We start from the raw sequence: 25,236 nt of genomic DNA, 5'->3' as shown, positions 1-25,236 counted from the left end.
GTTTGGCGCAGCCATCGCTGCCCGATAGGCGCGGCCTGCGGGCATAAAAAAACCCAGCCGAGGCTGGGTGGGTACAGGGTGCAAGCGCGCAGCTTACTGGTCCGCGTAGGCTTCCAGTGGCTTGTCGTTGGGCTCTTGCAGCAGCTTCTTCAGGGTATCGCTCATCGGCAGGTTCAGCGCCTGGCCCTTGGGCGGGATGGGTTGCATGAACCACTTGTCATAGACCTTGGCCAGCTCGCCGGACTTCATCATCTTGGTCAGGCTGTCGTCCACGGCCTTCTTGAAGGCCGGGTCGTCCTTGCGGAACAGCAGCGCAATCGGCTCCGATCCCAGCGCCTCGCCGACAATCTTGTAGCCAGCCGGGTTAGCCGAGTTCGCGATCACGCCGGCGAGCAGGTTGTCGTCGAGCACAAAGGCGTCAGCGCGGCCCGATTCGAGCAGCATGAAGCTCTCGAAATGGTCCTTGCCCAGGGTCGTGGGCAGGTTGATGCTGTTGTCCTTGGCGAACTTGCGCAGCAGCTGCACGGCGGTGGTACCGGCCGAGGCCGCCACCGTCTTGCCATCGAGCTGCTTGACGCTGGTGATGTTGGAGTCCGCACGCACCGCTGCGCGCACCTGGCTCACATAGGTGGTCACGGCAAAAGCCACCTGCTTTTGGCGGCTCAGGTTGTTGGTGGTGGGGCCGCAGCCAATGTCCACGGTACCGTTTTGCACCAGCGGCATCGTGTTCTGCGCCGTCAGCGCCATGTATTCGATCTTGGCCTTGGGCGCAATTTCCTTGAGCACGCGCTCGCACAGCTCGACGTGGTAGCCGCCAAAGGTCTGGTTGGAGCCGATCGCATAGGCCATCGGGGCCGAGCTCTCGCGCACGCCCACCACCACCTTGCCGGTGCTGTTGATCTTGTCGAAGGTGCTTTGCGCAAATGCCGCGCCGCCTGCGGCAAAAGCCACTGCTGCAGCCACCATCTTGATGCTGAATTTCATTGTGTACTCCTTGGAATGAACGAACTGCTATCCCGGCACCGGGCCAAGATGCCTCACCAGCTTTGCGATTGCGCTGGTCTTGGTGCGCTGCACATGCGCTTTAAAACAAAAAGGATGCGCCGGTTTTGCGCCAGCGCATCCAGCCTCCGAGTATTCCAGAGAGTCGCGCCAATCCCTAGCGCGTATTTAGAAGCATGTGTTGCTGTTTTGGAAACACCGTGCTGCACTGCCGTATTCGCTGACGGCAGTGCCTGGCGCGTAGCATCAGGGCGCCAAGCGGCTGACCAGCGCCACGGTCGAGGGATCGACGCCTTGCCAGTCGCCCTGGTCGCGGCGCGCAAACAGGTCCTTGGCCAGTTGCTTGCCCAGCTCCACGCCCCACTGGTCAAAGCTGTTGATACCCCAAAGGGCACCGCTGACAAACACGCGGTGCTCGTACAGCGCGATCAGCGCGCCCAGCGAGGTGGGGGTGAGCTTGTCCATCAGCAAGAAGCTGCTGGGGCGGTTGCCCGGGCAGTACTTGGGGCCTTGCTCTTCGGTGCGGCCCACCAGCAGCGCCTGCGCCTGCGCAATCGCATTGATCACCAGGTTGTTCTGGTGGCTGGCCAGGTTCTTGCCGCCCTCGCGCGCGGCAATGAACTCCACCGGGATCACATCGCGGCCCTGGTGGATCATCTGGAAAAAGGCATGCTGGCCATTGGTGCCGGGCTCGCCCCAGACCACGGGCGACGTCGCATAGGGCAGCGGCTGGTTGTGCACATCACGACCCTTGCCGTTGCTCTCCATCTCCAGCTGCTGCAAATAGGCCGACAGCCGGCGCAGACCATGGCTGTAGGGCGCAACACAGCGCGTGGCAAAGCCGTGGAAGTTGCGGTACCAGACATCGAGCAGGCCCAGCCGCACCGGCAGGTTCTGCGCCAGCGGCGCGGTCTTGAAGTGCACATCCATGTCATGCGCGCCCTGCAGCAGCGCACGGAAGGACTCGGCCCCCACCGCAATTGCAATCGGCAGGCCGATCACCGACCACAGCGAATAGCGGCCGCCGACCCAGTCCCAGAAACCCAAGGTGGTGTCGATGCCAAAGGCCGCTGCCGCCTCGGTATTGGTGGTCAGCGCCCAGAAGTGCTGGGAGATCGACAGCGCGGCGCTGCGGTCCTCGCTGCCGCCTTGCGCAAGAAACCAGTCACGCGCCGAATGCGCGTTGACCATGGTCTCCAGGGTCGTGAAGGACTTGGACGCGACCAGGAACAAGGTGCTCTCGGGCCGGGTCTGCGCCAGCACATGGCCCAGCTCATGCCCGTCCACGTTCGAGACAAAGTGGAAGCGCTTGCCGGCAATGCGCCAGTCTTCCAGCGCATTGACCACCATGGCCGGGCCCAGGTCCGAGCCGCCAATGCCGATGTTGACGATGTCGGTGATCTGCGGGTTGGCACGCACCTGCTCGGCCAGCGCCAGCATCTGGGCCAGGCTGCGCTGCACATCGGCCAGGGCCTCGCGCACGGTGGCCGGGCTATCCGGCAGCCAACTGTCCAGGCCCTGGGCGGGCTGGCGCAGCAGCCAGTGCATGGCGGCACGGACTTCGGAGCCGTTGACCTGGGCGCCGGCAAACATCGCATCGCGCGCCTGCTCCAGACCGCAGTCGCGCGCCAGCTGCAGCAAAAGCTGCTGGCTCTGGCGGTCGATCAGGTTCTTGGACAGGTCGGCCAACAGATGGGGCGCCTGCTGGCTGAACTGGTCCAGGCGGGACGCATCGTCGGCAAAGGCCGCGCGCAGGTCCTGGCCCCGGCCCTCCGCGTCGTAGTATTTTTGCAGTTCTTGCCACGCGGGGGTTTCATCGCAGCGCTTGCGCTGTGTCGCACATTCTCGGTTCATAGGGCAGTGTAAATGGCTGCACGGGGCTGCCAGGCGGGCTGGCAGCCACCCGATCAGGCCGATTGCAACAACTTGTCGAGCTTGATGGCATCGGCGACAAAAGCGCGGATGCCTTCGGCCAGCTTTTCGGTGGCCATCGCGTCTTCGTTCAATGCAAAGCGAAAGCCTGCTTCGTCGTACTGCACACGCTCCAGCGACAGCGCCTTGGACGCTTCGGCGTTCAGCGCGGGCTGCAGCGGTGCGTCAGCGGCGGCCAGCTGGGCCAGCAGCTCGGGCGAGATGGTCAGCAGATCGCAGCCCGCCAGCGCGGTGACCTGGCCGATATTGCGAAAGCTCGCGCCCATCACTTCGGTGGTGATGCCGAAATGCTTGTAGTAATCAAAAATCGCCTTGACCGATTTCACACCTGGGTCGTTGGCACCGGCCATCGCGGCCTCGTCCCAGTTGCTGCCAGCCTGCTTCTTGTACCAGTCGTAGATACGGCCGACAAAAGGCGAGATCAGCTGCACCTGGGCCTGGCCACAGGCAATGGCCTGGCACTGCGCAAACAACAAGGTCAGGTTGGTGTGGATGCCCTGCTCTTCCAGCGCCTTGGCAGCCTGGATGCCTTCCCAGGTCGAGGCGATCTTGATCAGCACGCGGTCGATGTGCACGCCTTCGGCCTCGTACAGCGCGATGATGCGCTGGGCCCGGGCCACCGTCGCGTCGGTGTCGAACGACAGACGGGCATCGACTTCGGTCGACACGCGGCCTGGAATGATGGACAGGATCTCGGCGCCAAAGCGCACCAGCAGGCGGTCCATCACCTCATCGAGCGGCTTGCCGCGGAACTTTTGCACGGTCTCGGTCAGCAGCGGCGCGTAGTCGGCCTTCTGCACGGCCTTGAGGATCAAGGACGGGTTGGTCGTCGCGTCTTGCGGCTGGAACTGCGCGAGTTGGTGAAAGTCACCGGTATCTGCCACTACCGTGGTCAGCGCTTTGAGTGCATCGAGTTGGTTCATGGTCTGCTCTTGGTCAATATCCGGTTTGCCGCGCCTGTCTCCCACGGCGTACTGCGGCCAACATGAGGGCCGCCCAAGCTTAACCGAACTTATGCCCGGTTCAGGGGTGGATGTATTCTACGGCTTCTCTCCGGCCATGAAACTGAGTTACATTAATCCCTGCCTTGATGTTCAGGAAGTTTCATGCGTTTTGATCTGGTTTTATTTGGCGGTACCGGCGATCTGGCCTGGCGCAAATTGCTGCCCGCGCTGTTTCAATCTTTCCGCCACGGCAGCCTGCCTGCGGGCGGGCGCATCATCGGCGTGGGCCGAGGGGCAATGAGCGACGACGAGTACCGCGCGCTGATCGCCCAGCGGCTGGCCGAGGTTGAGGCCGACAAGCGGCCCAGCGACGCGGAATTTGCCCGCTTTGCCCAGCACCTGCACTACCTGCGCATGGACCTGTCGCAACCGGCCGACTATGCCGCGCTGCGCGAGCTGCTGCAGGCGCGCGATGCCGACACCGTCGTGATGTACCTGGCCACGGCCCCATCGCTGTTCACCACCGTCTGCGAGCAGCTGGGCGCAGCGGGCCTGGCCACCGAGCGCACCCGCGTGGTGCTGGAAAAACCGCTGGGCCATGACCTGCCCTCGAACCGAGCGATCAACGCAGCGGTGCGCGAGGTGTTTTCCGAAGCGCAGATCTTCCGCATCGACCACTACCTGGGCAAGCCCTCGGTCCAGAACCTGTTGGCGCTGCGTTTTGGCAATGCCATCTTTGAGCCATTGTGGCGGCGCGAGAACATCGCCAGCATCGAGATCACGATGGCCGAGCAGCTGGGCGTGGAAAAGCGCGGCGAGTTCTACGAAAGCACCGGCGCGCTGCGCGACATGGTGCAAAACCATGCGCTGCAGCTGCTGTGCGCGATTGGCATGGAGCCGCCCATCAGCGCTGACGCCGATGCGATCCGCAATGAAAAGCTCAAGGTGCTGCAGTCGCTCAAGCGCTGGACGCCGGAGACGGTGATCCGCGACGTGGTGCGCGGCCAGTACGCGGCCGGCCAGATTGCCGGCAAGCCGGTGCCGGGCTACCGCCAGGAAGAAGGTGTCTCGCCCACCAGCCAGACCGAAACCTTTGTCGCGCTGCGCACCGAGATCAGCAACTGGCGCTGGGCCGGCGTGCCGTTTTTCATCCGCACCGGCAAGCGCCTGGCCGGGCGCGAGGCCTCGATCGTCGTGCATTTCCGCCAGGTGCCCCATGCCATCTACCGCACGCCGCTGGGCGCGGCCAACCGCCTCACCATCCACCTGCAGCCCAAGGATGGCCTGACCCTGCAGCTGATGGCTGCCGCGCAAAGCCAGGCCGATACCGGCGGCGTGCAGACCTTGTCGCCCGCCGCGCTGGACCTGGACTTTGACCAGCGCTTTGGCACCGAGCGTGTGGGCGCCTACGAGCGTCTGCTGCTCGACGTGATCGCCGGGCGCCTGAACCTGTTTGTGCGTGCCGACGAGCAGGAGGCCGCCTGGCAGTGGGTGGAGCCGATTCTGGAGACCTGGCAACAGGCCAATGCGCGCGGCGAAAGCCCGCGCCCCTATGTGGCCGGGCATTGGGGCCCGGGCGCCGCCAGCGCGCTGGTGGCACGCGACGGCCACAGCTGGATGGAGGAGTTTTGACCGCCGCCGCCCACCACCGCTTCACCCGCTTCAAGGTAACGCCATGCTAGACCGCATCACCGCCTCTCTCCCCTCGCTGGCACCGGCCGAGCAGCGCGTGGCCCGCCTGGTGCTGGCCGATCCGCGTGCCTTTGCCTCGCGCCCGGTGCGCGAGCTGGCCGAACTGGCCCATGTCAGCAAGCCCACCGTGGTGCGCTTTTGCCGCAGCATGGGCTATGACGGCCTGGCCGATTTCAAGCTCAAGCTCGCCGGCAGCGTCAGCGAAGGCGTACCCTTTATCCACCGCAGCGTCGATGCCGATGACAAGACCAGCGATGTGCTGGTCAAGGTGGTGGACAACTCGGTCGCGGCCTTTCTGGCCTACCGCAATGCCGCCAGCACCACGGCGCTGGAGGCCGCATCAAGCGCCATCGTGGCGACCTGGCAGGCGGGCAAGCGCATCGAGTTCTATGGCGTCGGCAACTCCGGCATCGTCGCGCAGGATGGGCAGCACAAGTTCTTTCGCCTGGGCGTCACCAGCCTGGCGACCAGCGACGGCCATATGCAGGTGATGAGTGCCACCATGCTGGGCCCGGGCGACTGCGCCATCGTTATCTCCAACTCCGGCCGCACCCGCGACCTGATGGATGCCACCGACATCGCCAAGCGCAATGGCGCCACAACGATTGCCATCACCGCCAGCGGCTCGCCGCTGGCACGCGCGGCCAATATCCACCTGGCCGCCGACCACCCCGAGGGCTACGACCGCTACAGCCCCATGGTCTCGCGCCTGCTGCACCTGCTGATCCTGGATGTGCTGGCCACCAGCGTGGCGCTGCGCATCGGCGAGCCGCTGCAGCCGGTGCTGCAGCAGATGAAGGACAACCTGCACGCCAAGCGCTATACCTGACGGCGTTTTTTGCCTGGCCGGAACGAAAAAAGGGGCAGCCTAGGCTGCCCCTTCGTCATGCGGCATTAGCGTTTAACGCACATCCACAAAGCTCTTGGTGCTGTACAGGTCGGTGGACAGGCGCTTGAGCGCTGGCAGACCGGTGGTGGCATCCTTGGGCTGCGATTCGATGTAGTTGAAGAACACATCGGCATCGAGCACACCGATATCGAGGCGGCGCGCTGCAGGCACCGAGGCCAGGGTCTTGTAGCCGTCACCGCCGTTGGCGTTGAAGCTCAGCACAAAGAGGCGATAGGTCTTGCCCTGGTCCAGCGCAGTCCATTGGCCGCTGGTGGTGTCACGCACTTCGATGCCCGTGACACGGCTGCCAAAGGCGGCCTTGGCGTTCACGTCAAAGCGCATGCCGCCGGTGTAAGGGTAAGGGCCGGTCGAGCCGCCAGCGCCGTAGACAGCTTCCAGGCCGTCTTCGAGCATGCCCTTGACTTCGGTGCCGGTCACATCCAGGCGGAACAGCATGTTGCCAAAGGGCAGCACCTGGATCGCATTGGCGGCGGTCACTTCACCATTGAGCGGAATGCGCACGCCACCACCGCTTTGCAGCGAGATGTCGGCACCGCCGTAGTGTTCGTTGGCCACTTCCAGGTAGGACTGGGCCACCAGCTGCTGGATGTCGCCACCGCGCAGGCTGACGCTGCCTTCGGCATTGCAGGCCGCGCTGGAGCGGCTGTAGTCGGTGCTGCCTTCACCGCCCGGCACCCGGCGCGAGCACAGCTCTTGCGGGGCATAGGCCACCTTGGTCACGTTGAAGCCGGCGACCTTTTCGGTGAAAGGCTTGAGCACGGCGGCCGCCTGGGCGGACGGCGACGTGATGCGCAGGAAACCGGCGGCATTCACGCTGCTGATGATGGACGTGCGCTGGGCTTCGGTGGCGGCAGTGCCGGCGATCTTGAAGTCATCGCCGATCAGCACGTGGGGCGTGCCTTCACACTGGCTGACCACGCCGTCCTTGTCGAACTTGACCTTGAGCTCACCGACGACTTGCGAGTATTCCCAGGCCTGCACGATGCAGACGGGCTTGCCGTCGAGGTCGGTGGTGTTGGTGGGGTAGGCGCCGCCTGGCGTGCCCACGCCGATGGTCTTCATCGCGTCTGGGCCCAGCAGCGTGTGCGAATCACCGCCAACGATCACGTCCACACCGCGCAGCTTTTTGGCGATGGTCCGGTCGTTGTCGTAGCCAATGTGGCTCAGCAGCACAATGCGCTTGACGCCTTGGGCCTGCAGCTTGTCGATTTCGCGCTGGGCCGCGACGGCTTCGTCTTCGAACAAGGTGTCCTTGTCCGGGCTGGACGAGGCCTTGGTCTTTTGCGCAATGGTCAGGCCGACAATACCGATCTTCTGGCCGCCACGTTCCACCACGGTGGAGGGCGAGACCATGTTCGGTGCGCGGCTGGGGTTCAGTGCCGAGCTGGCACCGAACTGCACGTTCGCGCTCAGCACCGGGGTCGTGCATTTGCCGCTCTTGAGGCGATCGAGGATGCCTTTGAGGCCAGTGTCGCCCTTGTCGAATTCGTGGTTGCCCAGGGTGTAGGCATCAAAGCACACGGTGTTGAGCATGGCCATGTCGGCCTCGCCATCGGCACCTGCGCGGTTGAAGTACAAGGTACCCGTCACCGCATCGCCGGCGTGCAGCTTGAGCACATGGGTCGACTGGGCAGCAATCGCTTCGATGGCGGCCGTCACGCGGGGGAAACCTGCGGCGTCCACGGTCACGGCCGTGGTCTTGCCGTCCACCGGCAATTGCAGGGTGGCCGTCTTGCTGGCCAAGGTGGAGTGGTGGTCGTTGATGTGCAGGATCGTCAGCACATCGTCTTTTTCGCTGTCGTTGTCGCTGGAGCCGCCTCCACCGCAAGCCACCAGCACGGCAGCCGCCACGCCGCACACCGTCCAAACCATCACCTGACGTGCACCCTCTCGCACTGACAATGCAACCATTTCTGCTCTCTCCGTTATGACAAAGAGCTCTATGGTTTGTCCGCCAGATGACGTAGGTGTGACTTTCTGTAATAGCAAAGGGGCTTGTCAAGGCACCCGCTCCATGAAAAACCGGCGTCCAGGACGCCGGTTTGGTGGGTTGCCCGCGCACAGCGCAGGCAGTCGCCAGTGCATCACAAAACGGGGATGCGCCCCTCTTCCACCGCATGGCAGGCCACCTTCACGCCGCCATCATCGATCAGCTGCGGACGCTCGCTGCGGCAGCGCTCATTGGCCAGTGGGCAGCGCGGGTTGAAGGCGCAGCCGGTAGGAGGGTTGAGCGGATTGGGCACCTCGCCCTGCACGGGGGTGCGCGCCTTGCCGGTGTCGTGCATCTTCGGGATGGCATCGAGCAGCATGCGCGTATAGGGGTGGCGCGGCTTGGCAAACAGGGTTTGCTTATCGGCCAGCTCTACCAGCCTACCCAGATACATGACACCCACCTGGTCACTGACGTGGCGCACGACAGCCAGGTTGTGCGAGATGAACAGATAGGTCAGACCGCGCTTTTTCTGCAGGTCCTTCATGATGTTGAGCACCTGGGCCTGCACGGAAACGTCAAGCGCCGAGGTGGGCTCGTCGCAGACCAGAAACTCCGGCTCGGTCGCCAGTGCACGGGCGATGGAGATGCGCTGGCGCTGCCCGCCCGAGAACTGGTGCGGGTACTTGAGCATGTCCATCGGCGCCAGGCCCACCTGCACCAGCAGTTCGGCCACGCGGGCCTTGAGCTGCTCGGTGTTGGTGATCAGGCCATGCTCCTTGAGCGGCTCGCCAATGATCTGCTCGACCGACCAGCGCGGGTTCAGGCTGGCATAGGGGTCCTGGAAGATCATCTGCACGCGGCGGCGCATCGCGCGCGCGTTCGGGTCGCGGAAGGCGGCATGCGCATCCTGGCCATCGAAGGTGAAGCTGCCGCGCGTGGGGCCGTACAGGCCCACCAAGAGCCGCGCCACCGTGCTCTTGCCGCAGCCGGACTCGCCCACCAGGGCCAGGGTCTTGCCCTTTTCAATGTCAAAGCTCACGCCATCGACGGCGCGCAGCAGACTGCGCGGCTTGCGCTCCAGCACCCGGTTGAGCCAGGGTGCCGACACATCAAAGGTCTTGGCCAGGTCACGGGCCTGCACCAGGGGCTGCTTGTCGCCCGCGCCTTGCAGCGCTGCTGCGTCCTTGTTCGTCATGGTTGCCATCTCGCTCATACCGTGTCCTCGGTGGCAGCCACTTGGGGCTGGTAATCGGCTGCATGCAGCCAGCAGGCGGCCTGGGTGGCGCCAGCAGCCATCAGCTCGGGGCGCTGCTCCATGCAGCGGTCAAACACCTGGGGGCAGCGCGGGTTGAAGGCGCAGCCCTTGGGGATGGCATTGAGCCGGGGCATGGCGCCGTCGATCTGGTTCAGGCGCTCACGGTCGGCCTCCATATCCGGAATGGACGCCATCAGGCCGCGTGTGTAGGGGTGCGCGGGGTGGTTGATCACCTCATGCACCGGGCCGATTTCCGCAACACGGCCGGCGTACATCACCGCGACCCGGTCACAGGTCTCGGCAATCACGCCCATGTCATGGGTGATCAGCATCACGGCCGCGCCACGGGTGCGGCAGATGTTCTTGAGCAGGCTGATGATCTGCGCCTGGATCGATACGTCGAGCGCGGTCGTGGGCTCGTCGGCCACGATCAGCTTGGGCTCGGCCGCCAGCGCCAGCGCAATCACCACCCGCTGGCGCATGCCGCCGGAGAACTGGTGCGGAAAGTGGTCGATCCGCTCTTCGGCGGCCGGAATGCCGGTGTCCTTGAGCAGTTCGATCGCGCGCTGGCGCGCCTCCGAGGCCGAGAGCTTGAGGTGGGTCTGGATGGTCTCGATCAGCTGGCGCCCTACGGTGTAGAGCGGGTTCAGCGAGGTGAGCGGATCCTGGAAGATCGCGCCAATGCGGCGGCCCCGGATATGGCGCATCTTGTCGGCGGACAGGTTGTCGATGCGCTCGCCTTCGAGCACGATCTCGCCCGAGGCCACATGGCCTGGCGGCTCGAGCAGGCCGATGATGGAGGCGCCCGTCAGCGACTTGCCCGCGCCCGATTCACCGACCACGCCCAGGATCTCGCCGGGGGCGATGGAAAAGGAGATGTTGTCCAGCGCCCGCAGCACACCATGGCGATTGGGAAACTCGACCACCAGATTTTTTACTTCCAACAATGACATCGTGGTTGTTCCTTGTTCGTCTTGTGTCCGCACCATCAACGCAGGCGCGGGTTGAGCGCATCGCGCAGCCAGTCGCCCAGCAGGTTGACCGACAGCGCGATCAGCACCAGCATCAGGCCCGGGAAGATGGTGATCCACCATTCGCCGGAGAACAGGTAGTCATTGCCCACGCGGATCAGGGTACCCAGCGAGGGCGAGGTGGGCGGCGCGCCCACGCCCAGAAAGGACAGGGTCGCCTCAGTGATGATGGCGGTGGCCACCTGGATGGTGGCCAGCACCATGACCGGGCCCAGCACATTGGGCAGCACATGCTTGACCATGATGCGCAGCGGCGCCACGCCGGTGACGCGGGCGGCCTGCACATATTCCTTGTTGCGCTCGACCATGGTCGAGCCGCGCACCGTGCGTGCGTATTGCACCCAGCCGGTGAGCGAGATCGAGATGATTAGCACGCCAAAGGCCAGCGATTCATTGGCATTGGGGAACACCGCGCGGCCCACGCCAGCGATCAGCAGCGCGACCAGAATGGCCGGGAAGGACAGCATCACATCGCACAGGCGCATCAGCACCGAATCGATCCAGCCGCCCTTGAAGCCGGCCAGCAGGCCCAGGCCCACGCCGACGACCACGGACAGGGCCACCGAGGCCAGGCCCACGATCAGCGAAATGCGCGCGCCATACATCAGCGCCGACAGAATGTCGCGACCCTGGTCATCGGTGCCCAGGATGTATTTCCAGCCGCCCTCTTCGCTCCACACCGGCGGAATGCGTGCGTCGCTCAGCTCCAGCGTGGTCAAGTCAAAGGGGTTGTGCGGCGCCACCCAGCCAGCAAACAGCGCGCAAAACACGCAGACCGCCGCAATAAGGGCGGCCACGATGGCTGTGGGCGACTTGCGAAAGCTGTAGCCCACATCGCTGTCCATCCAGCGCCTGATTCGGTTTTTCATCGTCATCTTCTCTCTCTAGTCTCTGGCCGCTGCAGTGCAGCGGCCCGGGGCATTTACTTCTTCACGGTCATCCATTTGAAGGGCATGAAGCCATCGGCCATCTGCACCAGCTCGACGTTCTTGCTGACACCCCAGTTCATGAACTGCTGGTGCAGCGGCAGGTAGCCCACATCGTCGGCCACGGTCTGCAGCGCCTCATGGATCGCCTGGTTGCGCTTGGTGGTGTCGGTCTCCGACTGCACCTGGCGGGTCAAGGCATCGACCTTGGGGTTGCAGTAGTTGCCGTAGTTGAACGCGCCGGCACCCTTGCCGTCATTGCAGTTCATCAAGGCCAGCAGCGGGTTGTGGGCGTCGTAGGTCGACGGCGTCCAGCCCAGGATGTAGAAGGCCGTTTCATGGCGCATGATGCGCGGGAAATAGGTGCCCTTGGTCTCGGCATTGAGCTGCACCTTGACGCCGATCTTGGCCAGGTTGGCCGACACCGCCTGGCAGATGCGGCTGTCGTTGATGTAGCGGTCGTTCGAGCAGTTCAAGGTCAGCGAGAAACCATCGGGGTAGCCCGCTTCGCTCAGCAGCTTCTTGGCGGCGGCCGGGTCGTAGGGCAGGCGCTTGATGTCGTCGGTATAGCCATTGACGCCCTTGCCGATCAAGGTGGCCAGATTGCCCGAGGCGCCGCGCATCACCTGCTTGTGCAAGCCGTCGATATCGATGGCCTGGTAGAAGGCCTGGCGCACGCGCTTGTCCTTGAACGGGTTCTTGCCCTTGACGCTGGCGTTCAGCAGCTCATCGCGCTTTTGGTCCATGCCCATGAAGATGGCACGCAGCTCCGGCCCGGACACCACGCGGGTGCTGCCGGTATTGGCAACACGGTCCAGATCCTGCACCGGCACCGGGTCGATCACATCGACCTGGCCCGACAGCAGCGCGGCCACGCGGGTCGCGTCATTGGCTACCGGCGTGTAGACGACCTCCTGCACATTGCCTTCGACCTTGTCCCAGTAGTTGGCGCTGCGGTTGAAGACGGTGCGCACATTGGGCTGGCGCTCGCGCACGCGGTAGGGGCCAGTGCCATTGGCCTTGAACGACGCGGTGTTCTCGATGCCCTTGCGGCGGTCCACCGGGTTGACGGCATTGTTGGCCTCGGACCAGGCCTTGCTCATGATGTAGACCTGCGAGATCATGCTCGGCAGAATCGGGGCCGGGTCCTTGGTTTCGATGTCCACCGTGTAGTCATCGACCTTGCGCGTCTCCTTGATGGGGTTGGTGTAGGACTTCATGTCCGAGCCCTCTAGCTGCGTGCGCATCATCGAGAACACCACATCATCGGCGGTGAACGGCGTGCCATCGTGGAACTGCACGCCCTTGCGCAGCGTGAAACGCCAGACAGTGGGCGAGGTCTGCTCCCACTTGGTGGCCAACACCGGGCGCAGGCTCAGGTCCTTGTTGCGGCCGGCCAGCGGCTCGTAGACATTGCCGGTCACACTCAGCTGCACTGTCTCGTTGAAGGAATGCGGATCCATGGACAGGGCATCGCCCTGGGAACCGATGCGCACGGTCTGCGCGCCGGCGCAAACATAGGCGGCAGCCAGCATCGATACCAACAAGGTCTTGCTCATCGTGTGTTTCATCGTTCTCCCCTTTTCTGAAGTCCGGCCCCCCCGGGCCGGGAGCTGAGGCTTTAGCCCAATGCAAGTGGCATGCCACGCTCGACGATTCCGGCATGCAGCGCCGCACCCAGCGGCAGCACATCGTCATTGAAGTCGTAGCGGTTGTTGTGCAGCGGAATGATGTCGTCACCGACGGCCTGGCCCAGGCGCAGATAGGCCCCGGGCTTTTGCTGCAGCATGAAGGAGAAATCCTCAGCGCCCATGCTCGGGTCCATGTTGCGCACCACCAGGGCTTCGCCCACCAGGTCAGAGGCGACATCGCCGGCAAACACCGCTTCTTCGGCGGTGTTGATCGTCGCCGGGTAGGAGCGCTCGTACTGCAGCTGCGCATTCACGCCAAAGGCCAGGCCCAGCGCCTGGCACAGCTCGCCCAGGCGGCGCTCGACCATGTTCTGCACATCGGGGTTGAAGGTGCGCACCGTGCCCACCAAGGTCGACGAGCCCGGCGTGACGCTGAACGCAGCCAGGTCCCCCGACTGCAGCGCGCAGATGCTGATGACGGCCGAGTCGATGGCACGCACATTGCGCGAGACGATGGACTGGATCGCCGTGATCAGGTGGGCCGAGGCCAGCACCACATCATTGGTCTGGTAAGGATGGGCGCCATGGCCACCCTTGCCCGTGATATTGATCTGGATGCGGTCGGCTGCGGCCATCATCGCGCCGGGGTTGATGCCGATCATGCCCTGGCGCATCGCGGGCCAGTTGTGCATCGCATAGACCGAATCGACCGGGAAGCGCTCGAACAGGCCGTCCTGGATCATCTCGCGCGCGCCGGCATAGCCTTCCTCGCCGGGCTGGAAGATCAGCACGGCCGTGCCGTCAAAATTGCGCGTCTCGGCCAGGTAGCGCGCCGCGCCCACCAGCATCGCAGTGTGGCCGTCATGGCCGCAGGCATGCATCAGCCCCTGCTTGCCCGAGCGCCAGCTGCAGTTGCCCTGCTCGGTGATGGGCAGTGCATCCATGTCGGCGCGCAGACCGATCATGCGGCCGCTGCCGTGCTTGTGGCCACGGATCACGCCGACCACGCCGGTCTTGCCAATGCCCTGGTGGATCTCATCGACACCACACAGGCGCAAGGCCTCGCTGACGCGAGCCGCGGTGTATTTTTCTTCAAAACCCAGCTCCGGGTTGGCATGCAGGTCACGGCGGAAGGCCGTCAGCTCCGGATGGATCTGGGCCAGGTGAGAAAAGGCGCGCGAGCTCGCGCTATAAGGCAGACGTGGCATCTCAGTGCCCTCCCGATTTTTCGACGCGCAGGCGCGGGTCGACAGCGAAATACAACAGATCGACCACGAGGTTGATCACCACAAAAATCAGCGCAATCAGGCACAGGTAGGCGGCCATGACCGGGATATCGGCAAAGGTCACCGCCTGGATGAACAGCAGGCCCATGCCCGGCCACTGGAACACGGTCTCGGTGATGATGGCAAAGGCAATCAGGCCGCCCAGCTGCAGACCGGTGATGGTCATCACCGGCACCAGCGTGTTCTTGAGGGCATGGCCAAAGTAGATCGTGCGGTTGCTCAGGCCCCGGGCCTTGGCAAACTTGATGTAGTCGGTGCGCAGCACCTCCAGCATCTCGGCGCGCACCAGGCGCATGATCAAGGTGAGCTGGAACACGGCCAAGGTAATGGCCGGCAGGATGATGTGGTGCCAGCCCTTGGCACTCAGCAGGCCGGTGCTCCAAAAGCCCAGCTGCATCGTCGTGCCACGGCCAAAGCTCGGGAACCAGCCCAGGTGCACCGAGAAGATCAGGATCAGCAAGATACCGATCAGGAAGGTGGGCAGGGACACGCCCAGCAGCGACATCGTCATGAACACCTGGCTCATGAAGCTGCCGCGCCGCAGCGCGGCATACACGCCCATCGGCACGCCGATGACCAGGGCCAGCAACGCGGCCACCATGGCCAGCTCAAAGGTCGCCGGGAAGCGCTCGGCAATCAAGGACGAGACCTTGGCGCCCTGGCGCAGGCTGATGCCAAATTCGCCCTGGGCAGCATTGAGCAAGAAGTGCCAGAACTGCACGAAAAACGGTTTGTCCAGCCCCAGCGCACTGCGCAACTCGGCAATCTGCTGCGGGGTGGCATCCTGGCCCAGCAAGAAGGTGACCGGGTCACCCACATACTGGAACAACATGAAGGAAATGAACGCCACGGCGATCATCACGATCACCGCCTGTATCAATCGGCGCAATATGAATGCAAACATGGCTGACTCTCATCGTGACAAACAGAGGGAAGGTGCCCTAGAGACCCCCTGCAAAACCCCGTTGACGAGGGTTCTGCAAAGCGCCCCTGGCACCCGTTTTGTCTGCCTATTCTTCTTTCGCTTTTTATGAAATGGCCGGCTGCCGCACCGGGCAGCAGGCCTGCAAACTGCTCACCGTTGACTAACGGACCGTCACCAGTTTGATGTCCACCCGGTTGTCTGCGCGGTGCACCAGGTCGATGTTCTTCTTCATCGCCCAGGGGATCACCTGGTCGTACAGCGGCAGGTGCGAGACCGTGTCGTTGGACAGTTGCAAGCCCTCGGTCAGCATGCGGGTGCGCACGGGCTGGTCGGTTTCGGTTTTGACGCGGTCGACCAGGTAGTCCATGCGCTCGTTGCTGTAGCGGCCGACATTGTAGTTTCCGTCGCCGCCCTTGCCGACGGTGCGCACCAGCGACTGCAGGCTGTAGAGCGAATCGAAGGTGGGCACGCCCCAGCCGAGCATGTAGATGCTCGCTTCATTGCGCTGGATCATCGGGAAGTAGGTGACCATCGGCAAGGTGCGCAGCTTGGCCTTGACCCCAATCTTGGCCCACATCGCGGTGACTGCCTGGCAGATCGCCTCGTCGCTGATATAGCGGTTGTTGGGGCAGGCAAAGTCGACCTCGAAGCCATCGGGGTAGCCCGCTTGCGCGAGCAGCTTCTTGGCGGCGTCCTGGTCATAGGGCAGGCGCTGGCCCACGGTCTCGGTCCAGCCATTGACCTGGGGCGCCACCAGGGTGCCGGTGGGCTTGCCCAGGCCGCGCAGAATGGTCTTGGTGATCGCCTGGATGTCGATGGACTGGTAGAGCGCCTGGCGCACCTTCTGGTCCTTGAGCGGGTTCTTGCCCTTGACGCTGGAGCCGGGCAGCTCATCGCGGAACTGGTCCATGCCAAAGAAAATCGTGCGGTTTTCCAGGCCTTCGAGGATCTTCAAGTCCGGGCTGGCGCGCAGGCGGTTCAGGTCTTGCGGCGTTGGGTCGAGCACCATGTCCACTTCACCGGACAGCAGCGCCGCCATGCGGGTCGGCGCCGATTTGATCGGGGTGTAGGTGATCGATGTCACATTGCCCGGCATCTGGCCCCACCAGTTGGGGTTCTTCTTGAGCACCATGCGCACATCGGGCTGCCAGGACTCCAGGATGAACGGGCCGGTGCCCATTGCATTGCGGTGGGCAAAATTCTCGTCGGATTTCTTGATGTCCATCGGCTCGGTGGACTTGTTCTTCTCCGACCAGGCCTTGCTCATCATGCGCAGCTCGGTCATCTGGCGCAGCAGCACGGGATTGGGGTCCACCATGAAGATATCGATGGTGCCGTCATCGACCTTGACGACCTTCTCGATGCCCTGCACAAAGGGTCCGTAGTTCGAGGTCTTGGCCATCGCACGCGTGATCGAGAACACCGCATCATCGGCGGTGAAGCTCGAGCCATCCTGGAACTTCACGCCCTGGCGCAATGCAAAGCGCATCTGCTTGGGAGTCACTTCCTTCCACGAGGTGGCCAGCAGCGGCTCGACCGCAAAGGTCTTGCTGTTGTAGGTGACCAGGGTCTCGTAGACATAGGGATGAATGGCGTTGTGCAGGCCATTGTTTTGCGCATGGATATCCCAGCTGGCAACGTCGGCCTGGCTGGCCCACTTGAAGGGCTTGGCCTGGGCCACGCCAGCTGACAAAACGGCGGCTACCGCTATCGCAACCAGAGCAAGAGAAGGCTGTTTCATAAGTCCTCGCAGAATAGTAGTGCTTCACTATGCCGCAAGGAATCGATCTTCCGCATGGTGCTTCCCCCAAGGCGGGGATATTCCCGAGTCCTGTTTATTTCTGTTAGGTGACCGGCAATAGCAGGTGTTTTGTCGGGCAAAACACGGCTTCATCTGCTAATTATGAAAACGCCCTGCCTGCCAGACCACGCCTACCCTTCTATTCCCACATGTCAAAAAAGCGATACAGCAGCATCTTGGCGGCTACCAGCGCCGATACAGCATGCGGTATGTATCAAGCCTGCCACAAGCCAGCGCAGTTGCTCACCTGCCGCTCAGCGATGAAAGAGCAACAGCCCTGGTGCTTCCAACGGTTTGGCGTCTCCGCATGGGGTATTGAACATGCTGACCGAGCGAGCAGACCACTGCAGCGGTCACTGCGACGGCGGTCGCCGCGACAGCGGCCATCTGCCCGGAACAGGGCCGAGCAGCCCGGGTATAGGTGCTGCGAGCAGGCATAAAAAAAGCCCGTCTTTCGACGGGCTTTTTGCTTTTCAGGTTGAGTAGCTAGGAAATCCTAGCCATTCATTAGAAAGCGTGACGCACACCAACGGTGATAGCGTTTTGGTTCTTGCCAGCGCCAGCTGGGTCGATGCCCAGGCCGTTAGCCGACAGGCTCATGGTTTCGCTCTTCTGGTTCTTCAGGAAAGCGTAGGTGCCGTACAGAGCGGTGCGCTTCGACAGGTTGTGGACATAGCCCAGCGACAGCTGGTGAGCCTTGCCTTCGATTTCCTTGTTGTCGTAGTAGTTGTAAGCCAGACGTGCTTCGCCAGCAGCGCCGACAGCAGCCGTTGCGCCCAGACCAGCGGACTGGAACTTAGCCTTGCTGCCACCACCCACTGGGGTGCTTTGCACTTGACGGATCAGACCCGACAGCTTGAAAGCGCCGAAGTTGTAAGCAGCGCCCAGACCCAGACCTTGAGCCTTTTCGAAGCTGGCGGTAGGATCGTTTTGCTGGTCGTAAGCAATGCCGGCGCTCAGAGGGCCGTTGTTGTAACCAGCGGACACGCCGATGTAACGCTTAGCGGAGCTGTCGCCAGCGGTTTCGCCGAAGCCGTAGTTCACGCCAGCGGTGAAGCCGGACATGTTAGGCGTGTAGTACGAAACCATGTTGCCCACGCGAACTGGGTCGCCGAAGCCGTAGGTGCCGTTGCCGAAGCTGAAGTTTTGGCCGATACCGACTTGGCCGAACACGTCGTAGCCAGACACGGTGTTGTAAGCTGCGGTCAGTTCACGACCCAGACGCACTTCACCGAAGTTGCCCATCAGGGACACGGTGGAACGACGCTTGAACTCGAAGCCAGGACCTGCAGCGCCGCCGCCGGAAGCGGTACCGCTGTCGTTCTGGATTGCGCCTTCCAGCCAGAAACCAGCCTTCAGACCGCCACCCAGATCTTCCACGCCGCGGAAGCCCAGACGGCTGGTGGCGTTACCGGAGTTGGTCAGACCGTAGTTGCTTTCGCCACCGCTGGTCTTAGCGTAGGTCACGCCAGCATCAACGATACCGAACAGGGTCACGGAAGATTGAGCCATTGCGGCGCCGGAAGCGGCCAGCACTGCCAAGGCAACAAGAGATTTTTTCATTGCGAGTTACTCCAAGGTTTAACAGACGGCGCTGGTACGGGGGGGTTGATGTCAGCCTCACGGTTCTGCACAACTTCTACCTGCTCCCGCGCCAACCTCCTAGTGTGGAAGTTCTCTCTATTTCAACAGACCGCAGGCGGTTGCGCAAACAAATTCCCCCACTTGAGGACCTATTCGCTGCAAATCGTTGCTTGAGTGCAACGTTTAACGAATGTCAGCCGCCGTCCTATTTTTCGACAAAAATTTGCTGCAAAACAAGCCGCTCCAGAGGAGATTCGCCATGTTTGCAGCGGGGTGTATTCTACTGGTTAGCATGGCAGCCTATGCAAGAACGACTCCTTTGCGCAGCAGATACTGCGCTGCGCACCCTGTTTGCAACGCCCCGTGCGGCCAACCCCTCGCCCGCTGCGGGCATGGACGAGGCGGACCTCAGCCCGGAGGAGAAGAAGCTCTCCGCTTCTTATATGCGGGTCAACCATGTGGGCGAAGTCTGCGCGCAGGCGCTCTACACCGCCCAGGCCATGGTCACCCGCGACGAGCATCTGCGCGAACACCTGCTCGAAGCCGCCCAGGAAGAGATGGACCACCTGGCCTGGACCCACCAGCGCCTGCAGGACCTGGGCGAACGCCCCAGCCTGCTCAATCCGCTGTGGTTTGCCGGCGCTTTTGTGATCGGCACCGTGGCCGCCAAGGTGAGCGACCGCGCCAGCCTGGGTTTTGTCGAAGAGACGGAAAACCAGGTGTCCCTGCACCTGCAGTCCCACCTGGAGCTGCTGCCAGCGCATGATGCGCCCTCACGGGCCGTCGTCAGCCAGATGAAAGCCGACGAGGAGCGCCATGCCGCCGCAGCGGTGGATGCCGGCGCGCTGCCGGTACCACTTCCCGCCCGGATGCTGATGAAGATCGCCTCCAAGGTGATGACCGTGACGGCACACCATATATAGATAGAGAGACAGGGCCGGACGGGGACCCCATGCAAAGGCCGCCTCTGAGGCGGCCAGAAAGCATTCTTAAGCCAACCAGTCAGGCCGCTGCGCCTGCAGCCAGCCATGCACATGGGCCCGCAAGGCCATGGCATTGTTCCGGCAGCTGTCTACCGCCGCCTGGGAGACCAGGTCTCCAGAGTAGTCCGTCAAATTGCGCTGCTTGCGCAAGGCGTCCAGCGGCCAGATCTTCTCACTGGGCCACTGCACGGTAAGTGCCAGCGTCTGGATGGCGGTCTGGTGGTGGCCCGGCTTGCTGGTCAGTGTGCGGTAGCCATGGGCCATCAGGCCCAGCATGGCCAACTGCATGATGGCCTTGTAGGCGGCATCAAACTGGTTTTCTTCACTTAAGCCGGCAATGTGTGCATCGGCAATATTGCGGTCAGCCGCAGCCAGCAAAGACCGCACTTGCTGCGCATGGGGCTCCACGGTCTCAAGACTGATGCCGACCAAGTTTTGCAAGCTCATCGTCACCCCCCACCACAAAGATCTTGGGCTTGGACAGTACATCGCGCATGAACGCATCCTGGGCGCGCGCTGCGAACTCTTGCTGGCCCAGTACTTGCGGATTGATCTCCCGGCCCAGCTCCGCCTGCAGCGGCCACAGCAACTGTACCGCCTCGTCAAATCCTAGTTGACCGACCAGCATCAGGTCAATATCGCTGCCCGCAGTCTCTTGCCCGCGCGCCACAGAACCATAGATAAAGGCCACATCGATCTTGTCTGCAACAGGCGCCAGGGCGGCCGCCAACACATCGGCCACGCCAGATGTCTTGCGCAAGATACTGGCCAGCTCTGTAAAAATGGGGCAGCGCTTGTCTGCGCGGTACAGCTGTTGGTTGCCCCGTTTTTCTCGCTGCAACAAGCCCACCGATGTGAGCTTGCCAAGTTCTCGGGTGATGGTGCCTGCCGGCAGCCCCGTGCGCCTGGCAATTTCTCGCCCGTGCAGCTGCGTATCAGGGTGCAGCAGCAACAGCCCCAGGACACGCCGCCGGTATTCGGGCAGCAGCAAGGCAATCAAAGATTGATTCATATAAGGCGTCAATTGTCGCCTTTTTTGCATCGGACCACAAGACAGGCTGACATCCCGCCCCCTTGCCACCGGGGCATTGCGGGATGTCAACAGCCATGCTTAGGCCTCCACCAGATCAAACCCCGTGGTGATCTCGGCTGTCTTGCCCAGCATGATGCTGGCCGAGCAGTATTTTTCATGGCTCATCGCGATCGCGCGCTCCACTGCCGCTGCGGGAATGCCCTTGCCGGTGACGGTGAACTGCATATGGATCTTGGTGAAGACCTTGGGCTCGGTGTCGGCGCGTTCTGCCTTCAGGGCCACGGTGCAGTTTTTCACATCGTGGCGGCCGCGCTTGAGGATCAGCACCACGTCATAGGCGGTGCAGCCGCCGGTGCCAGCCAGCAGCAGCTCCATCGGGCGGGCGGCGAGGTTCTGGCCGCCGTTGGCCGGATTGGCCGCGTCGGGCGCGCCATCCATGGCCACCACATGGCCGCTGCCCGTTTCTGCGACAAAGCCCATTCCCGAGCGGGCGCCGCTCGCACCCGTCCACGTTACCGTGCATTCCATTGCAACTCTCCAAAAATCAGACGCCACAGTGTGGCAGATATGCCCTGACCCCTGCTATTTGTTGCTGTCTATCAACAGCATTGGCAAAAAAAATGGTTGCGCACATTATTTTGCTGCAACGCAGCAGAAACATCGCTATACTTGGACTCATCTGCTGCTCCACAGCTAGGCGAAAGCCCCAACTGCTGGATGTAGCTTGCAAGTTGTCTCCTCCACCTCTCAAATGGTGGTTTCAAGCCCCTGATTCACATCAGGGGCTTTTTTTCTGCCCTGCGCCGGCGCAATTCCACCGCCGGTCCGCTCCAGTGAATGCCAGCGGTTATAGTGCATCGGTCTCTCGATCACCTGATGCTCGCCACCCCGCCCATGCCGCCACCCGCGCATGCCCTGCTGGCTGGCGCATCAACCAGGCGCGCCATCCGCATGCGCTACCTTCTCGTTGCCTCCTTTCTCTAGCGTGCATCCCTATGCCCTCCAAGACTGCTGCCGCGCTGACGCCGGCCGATTACCTGAAGAAAATCCTCACTGCGCGTGTCTATGACGTGGCCATTGAATCCAGCCTGGACTCGGCCAAGAACCTCAGCCGCCGCCTGCACAACAAGGTGCTGCTCAAGCGCGAAGACCAGCAGCCGGTGTTCAGCTTCAAGCTGCGCGGCGCCTATAACAAGATGGCCCACCTGACGGCCGAGCAGCTCAAGGCCGGCGTGATCTGTGCATCGGCAGGCAACCATGCCCAGGGCGTCGCGCTGTCGGCCAGCCGCATGGGCACCCGCGCCGTGATCGTGATGCCCACCACCACGCCGCAGCTCAAGGTCGATGCCGTCAAGGGCCTGGGCGGCGAGGTGGTGCTGGCCGGCGAGAGCTTCAGCGATGCCTACGAGCACTCGCTCAAGCTGCAAAAGGAACAGAACCTCACCTTTGTCCACCCCTTCGATGACCCGGACGTGATCGCCGGCCAGGGCACGATTGCGATGGAGATCATGCGCCAGGTGCAGAAAATCGGCTCCTCGCCACTGAACGCGGTCTTTGTCGCGATTGGCGGTGGCGGGCTGATCGCAGGTGTCGCCAACTACATCAAGGCGGTGCGGCCCGAGATCAAGGTCATCGGCGTGCAGATGAACGACTCGGATGCGATGATCCAGTCGGCCCGCGAAGGCAAGCGCGTGGCGCTGAACGATGTGGGCCTGTTTGCCGATGGCACCGCGGTCAAGCTGGTGGGCGAGGAGACCTTCCGCGTCGCGCATGGCCTGGTCGATGAATACATCACCGTCGACACCGATGCCGTCTGCGCCGCGATCAAGGACATCTTTGTCGACACCCGCTCCATCGTCGAGCCCTCGGGCGCGCTGGCCGTGGCCGGCATCAAGCAGTATGTGGCCAAGAACAAGACCAAGGGCGAGACCTATGCCGCCATCCTGAGCGGCGCGAACATGAACTTCGACCGCCTGCGCTTTGTCGCCGAGCGGGCCGATGTGGGCGAGGAAAAGGAAGCGCTGTTTGCCGTCACCATCCCCGAAGAGCGCGGCAGCTTCAAGCGGTTTTGCGAAGTTATCGGCAACCTGCCCGGCGGCGCGCGCAGCGTGACCGAGTTCAACTACCGCATCAGCGATGACCGGCGTGCCCATGTCTTTGTCGGCATCTCGACCAACAGCAAGGGCGAGTCGGAAAAAATCTGCCGCAACTTCCAGAAGAACGGCTTTGAAGCGCTGGATTTGACCTTTGACGAGCTGGCCAAGGAACATGTGCGCCACATGGTGGGCGGGCGCTCCCAGCTCGCGCAGGACGAGCGCCTGCTGCGCTTTGTCTTCCCCGAGCGGCCCGGTGCGCTGTTCAAGTTCCTGAGCCTGATGGCGCCCAACTGGAACATTTCGCTGTTCCACTACCGCAACCAGGGCGCGGACTACGGCCGCATCCTTGTGGGCATGCAGGTGCCCCAGGAAGACTCGCACAGCTTTGAGCAGTTCTTGAACAACCTGGGCTACCCCTGGATTGAAGAGACCCAGAACCCGGCCTACAAGCTGTTCCTGCAGGCCTAACGCCAAACGGGCCCAGCCGCAGCATGCAAGCCTTGCGCCATTTTCTGCTCGCGGTGCAGTTTTTCACCCGCATTCCGGTCACTGGCAAGCTGGGCGACTGGGTGGGCTACAGCCCCGAGATGCTGCGCGCCAGCGCCGGCCACTTCCCCGGCGTGGGCTGGATCGTGGGCCTGGTGGCCGCCGGGGTGCTGGCCGCTGGCAGCCTGCTGCTGCCCTCTGGCAATAGCTACAGCCCGCTGGTCGCCGCCGTGCTCAGCACCCTGGCCACCGTGCTGCTCACCGGCTGCTTCCATGAGGATGGCTTGAGCGATGTGGTCGATGGCCTGGGCGGGAGCCACGAGCGCCAGCGCGCACTGGAGATCATGAAGGACTCGCGCATCGGCGCCTATGGCGCGATGGCGATGGTGCTGGCCGTACTCAGCAAGACCGCTCTTGTCGCGCTGCTGGCCAGCCACAGCCTGGCGCTGGCGATGGCAACCTTGGTCACAGCCCATGTGATCGCCCGCCTCTGGCCGATGTTTGTCGTGCGCAGCCTGCCCCATGTGGGCGACAGCGCCTCGTCCAAAAGCAAGCCTTTGGCGGCCTTTATCAGCCGCCAAGGCCTGGCCTGCTGCGTAGCCTGGTCCTTGCCCGCTGCCCTGCTGCTGGGCCTCGCCCAAGGCTGGGTGGTTCTGCTGCTGGCCCTGGTGCTTAGCGCCGCCGCCGCGCTGTGGATGCGCCAGTGGCTGCAGCGCCGCCTGCAAGGCTTTACCGGTGATGGCCTGGGCGCTGCCGAGCAGGTCAGCGAGATCGCGTTCTACCTGGGTGCCGCGCTGTCGCTGGGCCCTGCCGGCAGCTTGCTGGCCAAGGCGCTGGCATGACGGCGCTGTGGCTGCAGCGCCATGCCCAGCCCCTGGTGGCGCCGGGCATCTGCTACGGCCGCACCAACATGGCCGCCGATGACAAGGCCACCGCCGCCGCCGCACGGGCCCTGCAAAACGCCTGGGCCGCCGAGGCACTGCCGGCCGGAACGGTCTGGCATTCGCCACTGCAGCGCTGCAGCCAGCTGGCCACGGCCTTGCAGGCGCAGGCACCGGCATTCGCGCTGCGCGCCTGCGACGATCTGGCAGAAATGGACTTTGGCGCCTGGGAAGGCCAGCGCTGGGACGGCATCGCCCGCGAAGAGATGCAGGCCTGGACAGCAGACTTTATGGCCTATGCACCAGGCGGTGGCGAATCGCTGGCCACGATGATGGCGCGCGTGGCGCGTGCGCTGGATGCGGCGCGCCAGCAGGCGCTGGAAACCGGCCAGCCCGTGCTCTGGATCAGCCATGCTGGCGTGGCGCAATGCACGCATTGGCTGCTGACACGCGGCCAAAGGCTGCCGCTGGCCAAGGACTGGCCGTCAGTCAAGCTCGCTCATGGGGAATGGCTCCGATTACCGCTGTTCGGCGAGGTGTAAGAACCTGTTCAGAGAGCCGTTCCAGGCCGCCCCAACAAACTTTTACGTAAAGCGCCGGCAATCTGTCAGTCGCGCAAGGAGCCGGTGCTGCGGTCCACATTGGGGGCGGCAGCGGGTACGGGGGCAGCGCCTTGCGGTGCCGCAGCCACGGCATTTGGGGCATTCGGCACAGAGGCCGGGATCGGCGCAGCCACCGTATCCACCGGGCGCAAGGCAGGCAGGTTGATCGTGACAGCCGCCGGGCCATCAACACCAGTGCCCAGGCTCACGGCACGGGGCGCATCGCTGCGCAGGGCCTGCAGCACCAGGCCATCGGCTACGACCGTGCCCACGCGGAACACCTTGGCAGGCTGGTCATCCACG

The 25,236-nt window shown here is 63.3% G+C and carries 22 protein-coding genes and 1 pseudogene; 6 read left to right on the top strand and 17 right to left on the bottom strand.

What is annotated here, in order from left to right; all coding sequences use genetic code 11:
• Positions 1 to 93 precede the first annotated feature (93 nt).
• The 3 genes from H928_RS0106450 to tal form a co-directional block, all read right to left on the bottom strand.
• Entirely contained in the window at positions 94 to 984 is an 891-nt protein-coding gene (locus H928_RS0106450; RefSeq protein ID WP_021025754.1) for a transporter substrate-binding domain-containing protein, read from the bottom strand.
• A 264-nt stretch (positions 985 to 1,248) separates the two neighbouring features.
• Positions 1,249 to 2,856 carry a glucose-6-phosphate isomerase gene (gene pgi, locus H928_RS0106445; RefSeq protein WP_021025753.1) on the bottom strand — a complete coding sequence of 536 codons (1,608 nt, stop codon included), beginning with the start codon at positions 2,854 to 2,856 and terminating at the stop codon, positions 1,249 to 1,251.
• Between the two features lie 53 nt (positions 2,857 to 2,909).
• Positions 2,910 to 3,857, bottom strand: a complete 948-nt coding sequence (gene tal / locus H928_RS0106440; protein ID WP_021025752.1) for a transaldolase — start codon at positions 3,855 to 3,857, stop codon at positions 2,910 to 2,912.
• Positions 3,858 to 4,040: 183 nt separating this feature from the next.
• Here tal and zwf point away from each other — a divergent pair, with 183 nt between their 5' ends.
• Positions 4,041 to 5,510 (top strand): glucose-6-phosphate dehydrogenase, encoded by a 1,470-nt coding sequence (gene zwf / locus H928_RS0106435; protein ID WP_021025751.1) that lies wholly within the window; start codon positions 4,041 to 4,043, stop codon positions 5,508 to 5,510.
• Between the two features lie 43 nt (positions 5,511 to 5,553).
• Positions 5,554 to 6,399 carry a MurR/RpiR family transcriptional regulator gene (locus H928_RS0106430; protein WP_021025750.1) on the top strand — a complete coding sequence of 282 codons (846 nt, stop codon included), beginning with the start codon at positions 5,554 to 5,556 and terminating at the stop codon, positions 6,397 to 6,399.
• 72 nt (positions 6,400 to 6,471) lie between these two features.
• On the opposite strand, the gene H928_RS0106425 is transcribed toward H928_RS0106430, so the two are convergent.
• From H928_RS0106425 to H928_RS0106385, 9 genes are all read right to left on the bottom strand, one after another.
• Positions 6,472 to 8,391: a 5'-nucleotidase C-terminal domain-containing protein gene (locus H928_RS0106425; protein WP_027010625.1), complete on the bottom strand. Its 1,920-nt coding sequence runs from the start codon at positions 8,389 to 8,391 to the stop codon at positions 6,472 to 6,474.
• A gap of 173 nt (positions 8,392 to 8,564) precedes the next feature.
• Positions 8,565 to 9,617: an ABC transporter ATP-binding protein gene (locus tag H928_RS0106420; protein ID WP_239644894.1), complete on the bottom strand. Its 1,053-nt coding sequence runs from the start codon at positions 9,615 to 9,617 to the stop codon at positions 8,565 to 8,567.
• A gap of 5 nt (positions 9,618 to 9,622) precedes the next feature.
• Positions 9,623 to 10,621: an ABC transporter ATP-binding protein gene (locus H928_RS0106415; RefSeq protein ID WP_021025747.1), complete on the bottom strand. Its 999-nt coding sequence runs from the start codon at positions 10,619 to 10,621 to the stop codon at positions 9,623 to 9,625.
• A 35-nt stretch (positions 10,622 to 10,656) separates the two neighbouring features.
• Complete coding sequence (locus H928_RS0106410; protein WP_027010623.1) at positions 10,657 to 11,568, bottom strand: ABC transporter permease; 912 nt, start codon at positions 11,566 to 11,568, stop codon at positions 10,657 to 10,659.
• A 53-nt stretch (positions 11,569 to 11,621) separates the two neighbouring features.
• Positions 11,622 to 13,196: an ABC transporter substrate-binding protein gene (locus H928_RS0106405; protein ID WP_027010622.1), complete on the bottom strand. Its 1,575-nt coding sequence runs from the start codon at positions 13,194 to 13,196 to the stop codon at positions 11,622 to 11,624.
• Positions 13,197 to 13,246: 50 nt separating this feature from the next.
• Positions 13,247 to 14,464: a M20 aminoacylase family protein gene (locus H928_RS0106400; RefSeq protein ID WP_021025744.1), complete on the bottom strand. Its 1,218-nt coding sequence runs from the start codon at positions 14,462 to 14,464 to the stop codon at positions 13,247 to 13,249.
• 1 nt (position 14,465) lies between these two features.
• Entirely contained in the window at positions 14,466 to 15,446 is a 981-nt protein-coding gene (locus tag H928_RS0106395) for an ABC transporter permease (protein ID WP_021025743.1), read from the bottom strand.
• A 181-nt stretch (positions 15,447 to 15,627) separates the two neighbouring features.
• The gene (locus H928_RS0106390; protein ID WP_021025742.1) at positions 15,628 to 17,208 is read right to left on the bottom strand and encodes an ABC transporter substrate-binding protein; all 1,581 of its coding nucleotides are present in this window, start codon (positions 17,206 to 17,208) and stop codon (positions 15,628 to 15,630) included.
• Positions 17,209 to 17,775: 567 nt separating this feature from the next.
• Positions 17,776 to 18,831 carry a porin gene (locus tag H928_RS0106385; protein ID WP_021025741.1) on the bottom strand — a complete coding sequence of 352 codons (1,056 nt, stop codon included), beginning with the start codon at positions 18,829 to 18,831 and terminating at the stop codon, positions 17,776 to 17,778.
• A 323-nt stretch (positions 18,832 to 19,154) separates the two neighbouring features.
• Here H928_RS0106385 and coq7 point away from each other — a divergent pair, with 323 nt between their 5' ends.
• The gene (gene coq7 / locus H928_RS0106380; RefSeq protein ID WP_021025740.1) at positions 19,155 to 19,775 is read left to right on the top strand and encodes a 2-polyprenyl-3-methyl-6-methoxy-1,4-benzoquinone monooxygenase; all 621 of its coding nucleotides are present in this window, start codon (positions 19,155 to 19,157) and stop codon (positions 19,773 to 19,775) included.
• A gap of 66 nt (positions 19,776 to 19,841) precedes the next feature.
• On the opposite strand, the gene H928_RS0106375 is transcribed toward coq7, so the two are convergent.
• From H928_RS0106375 to H928_RS32825, 4 genes are read right to left on the bottom strand one after another with little or no spacing between them, the layout of a single operon-like run.
• Positions 19,842 to 20,282: a hypothetical protein gene (locus H928_RS0106375; RefSeq protein ID WP_021025739.1), complete on the bottom strand. Its 441-nt coding sequence runs from the start codon at positions 20,280 to 20,282 to the stop codon at positions 19,842 to 19,844.
• Positions 20,248 to 20,937, bottom strand: a complete 690-nt coding sequence (locus H928_RS0106370; RefSeq protein WP_239644893.1) for a nucleotidyltransferase domain-containing protein — start codon at positions 20,935 to 20,937, stop codon at positions 20,248 to 20,250. Before H928_RS0106370 ends, H928_RS0106375 begins: the two co-directional genes overlap by 35 nt.
• Positions 20,938 to 20,946: 9 nt before the next feature.
• The gene (locus H928_RS0106365; RefSeq protein ID WP_021025737.1) at positions 20,947 to 21,396 is read right to left on the bottom strand and encodes an OsmC family protein; all 450 of its coding nucleotides are present in this window, start codon (positions 21,394 to 21,396) and stop codon (positions 20,947 to 20,949) included.
• Positions 21,397 to 21,412: 16 nt separating this feature from the next.
• On the bottom strand, positions 21,413 to 21,598 hold the full coding sequence (locus tag H928_RS32825; protein WP_204366288.1) for a hypothetical protein: 186 nt from the start codon (positions 21,596 to 21,598) through the stop codon (positions 21,413 to 21,415).
• A 265-nt stretch (positions 21,599 to 21,863) separates the two neighbouring features.
• On the opposite strand from H928_RS32825, the gene ilvA reads away from it, so the two are divergent.
• Genes ilvA through H928_RS0106350 form a run of 3 tightly spaced genes read left to right on the top strand, consistent with a single transcriptional unit; the run spans position 21,864 to position 24,873 of the window.
• Positions 21,864 to 23,432, top strand: a complete 1,569-nt coding sequence (gene ilvA, locus H928_RS0106360; protein ID WP_021025736.1) for a threonine ammonia-lyase, biosynthetic — start codon at positions 21,864 to 21,866, stop codon at positions 23,430 to 23,432.
• Positions 23,433 to 23,455: 23 nt separating this feature from the next.
• Positions 23,456 to 24,292, top strand: coding sequence for an adenosylcobinamide-GDP ribazoletransferase (gene cobS / locus H928_RS0106355; protein WP_021025735.1), 837 nt, complete (start codon positions 23,456 to 23,458; stop codon positions 24,290 to 24,292).
• The gene (locus H928_RS0106350; RefSeq protein WP_021025734.1) at positions 24,289 to 24,873 is read left to right on the top strand and encodes a histidine phosphatase family protein; all 585 of its coding nucleotides are present in this window, start codon (positions 24,289 to 24,291) and stop codon (positions 24,871 to 24,873) included. Before cobS ends, H928_RS0106350 begins: the two co-directional genes overlap by 4 nt.
• Positions 24,874 to 24,938: 65 nt before the next feature.
• Here the strand turns inward: H928_RS0106350 and H928_RS32710 are convergent.
• Positions 24,939 to 25,236 (bottom strand): annotated as a pseudogene (locus tag H928_RS32710) (hypothetical protein); the annotation flags it as partial.

Source organism: Comamonas sp. B-9 (genome assembly GCF_000410635.1).
Lineage (GTDB): Bacteria > Pseudomonadota > Gammaproteobacteria > Burkholderiales > Burkholderiaceae_C > Comamonas.
Note: the sequence above shows the minus strand (reverse complement) of the source record. Positions and strands in the feature narration are given on the sequence as shown.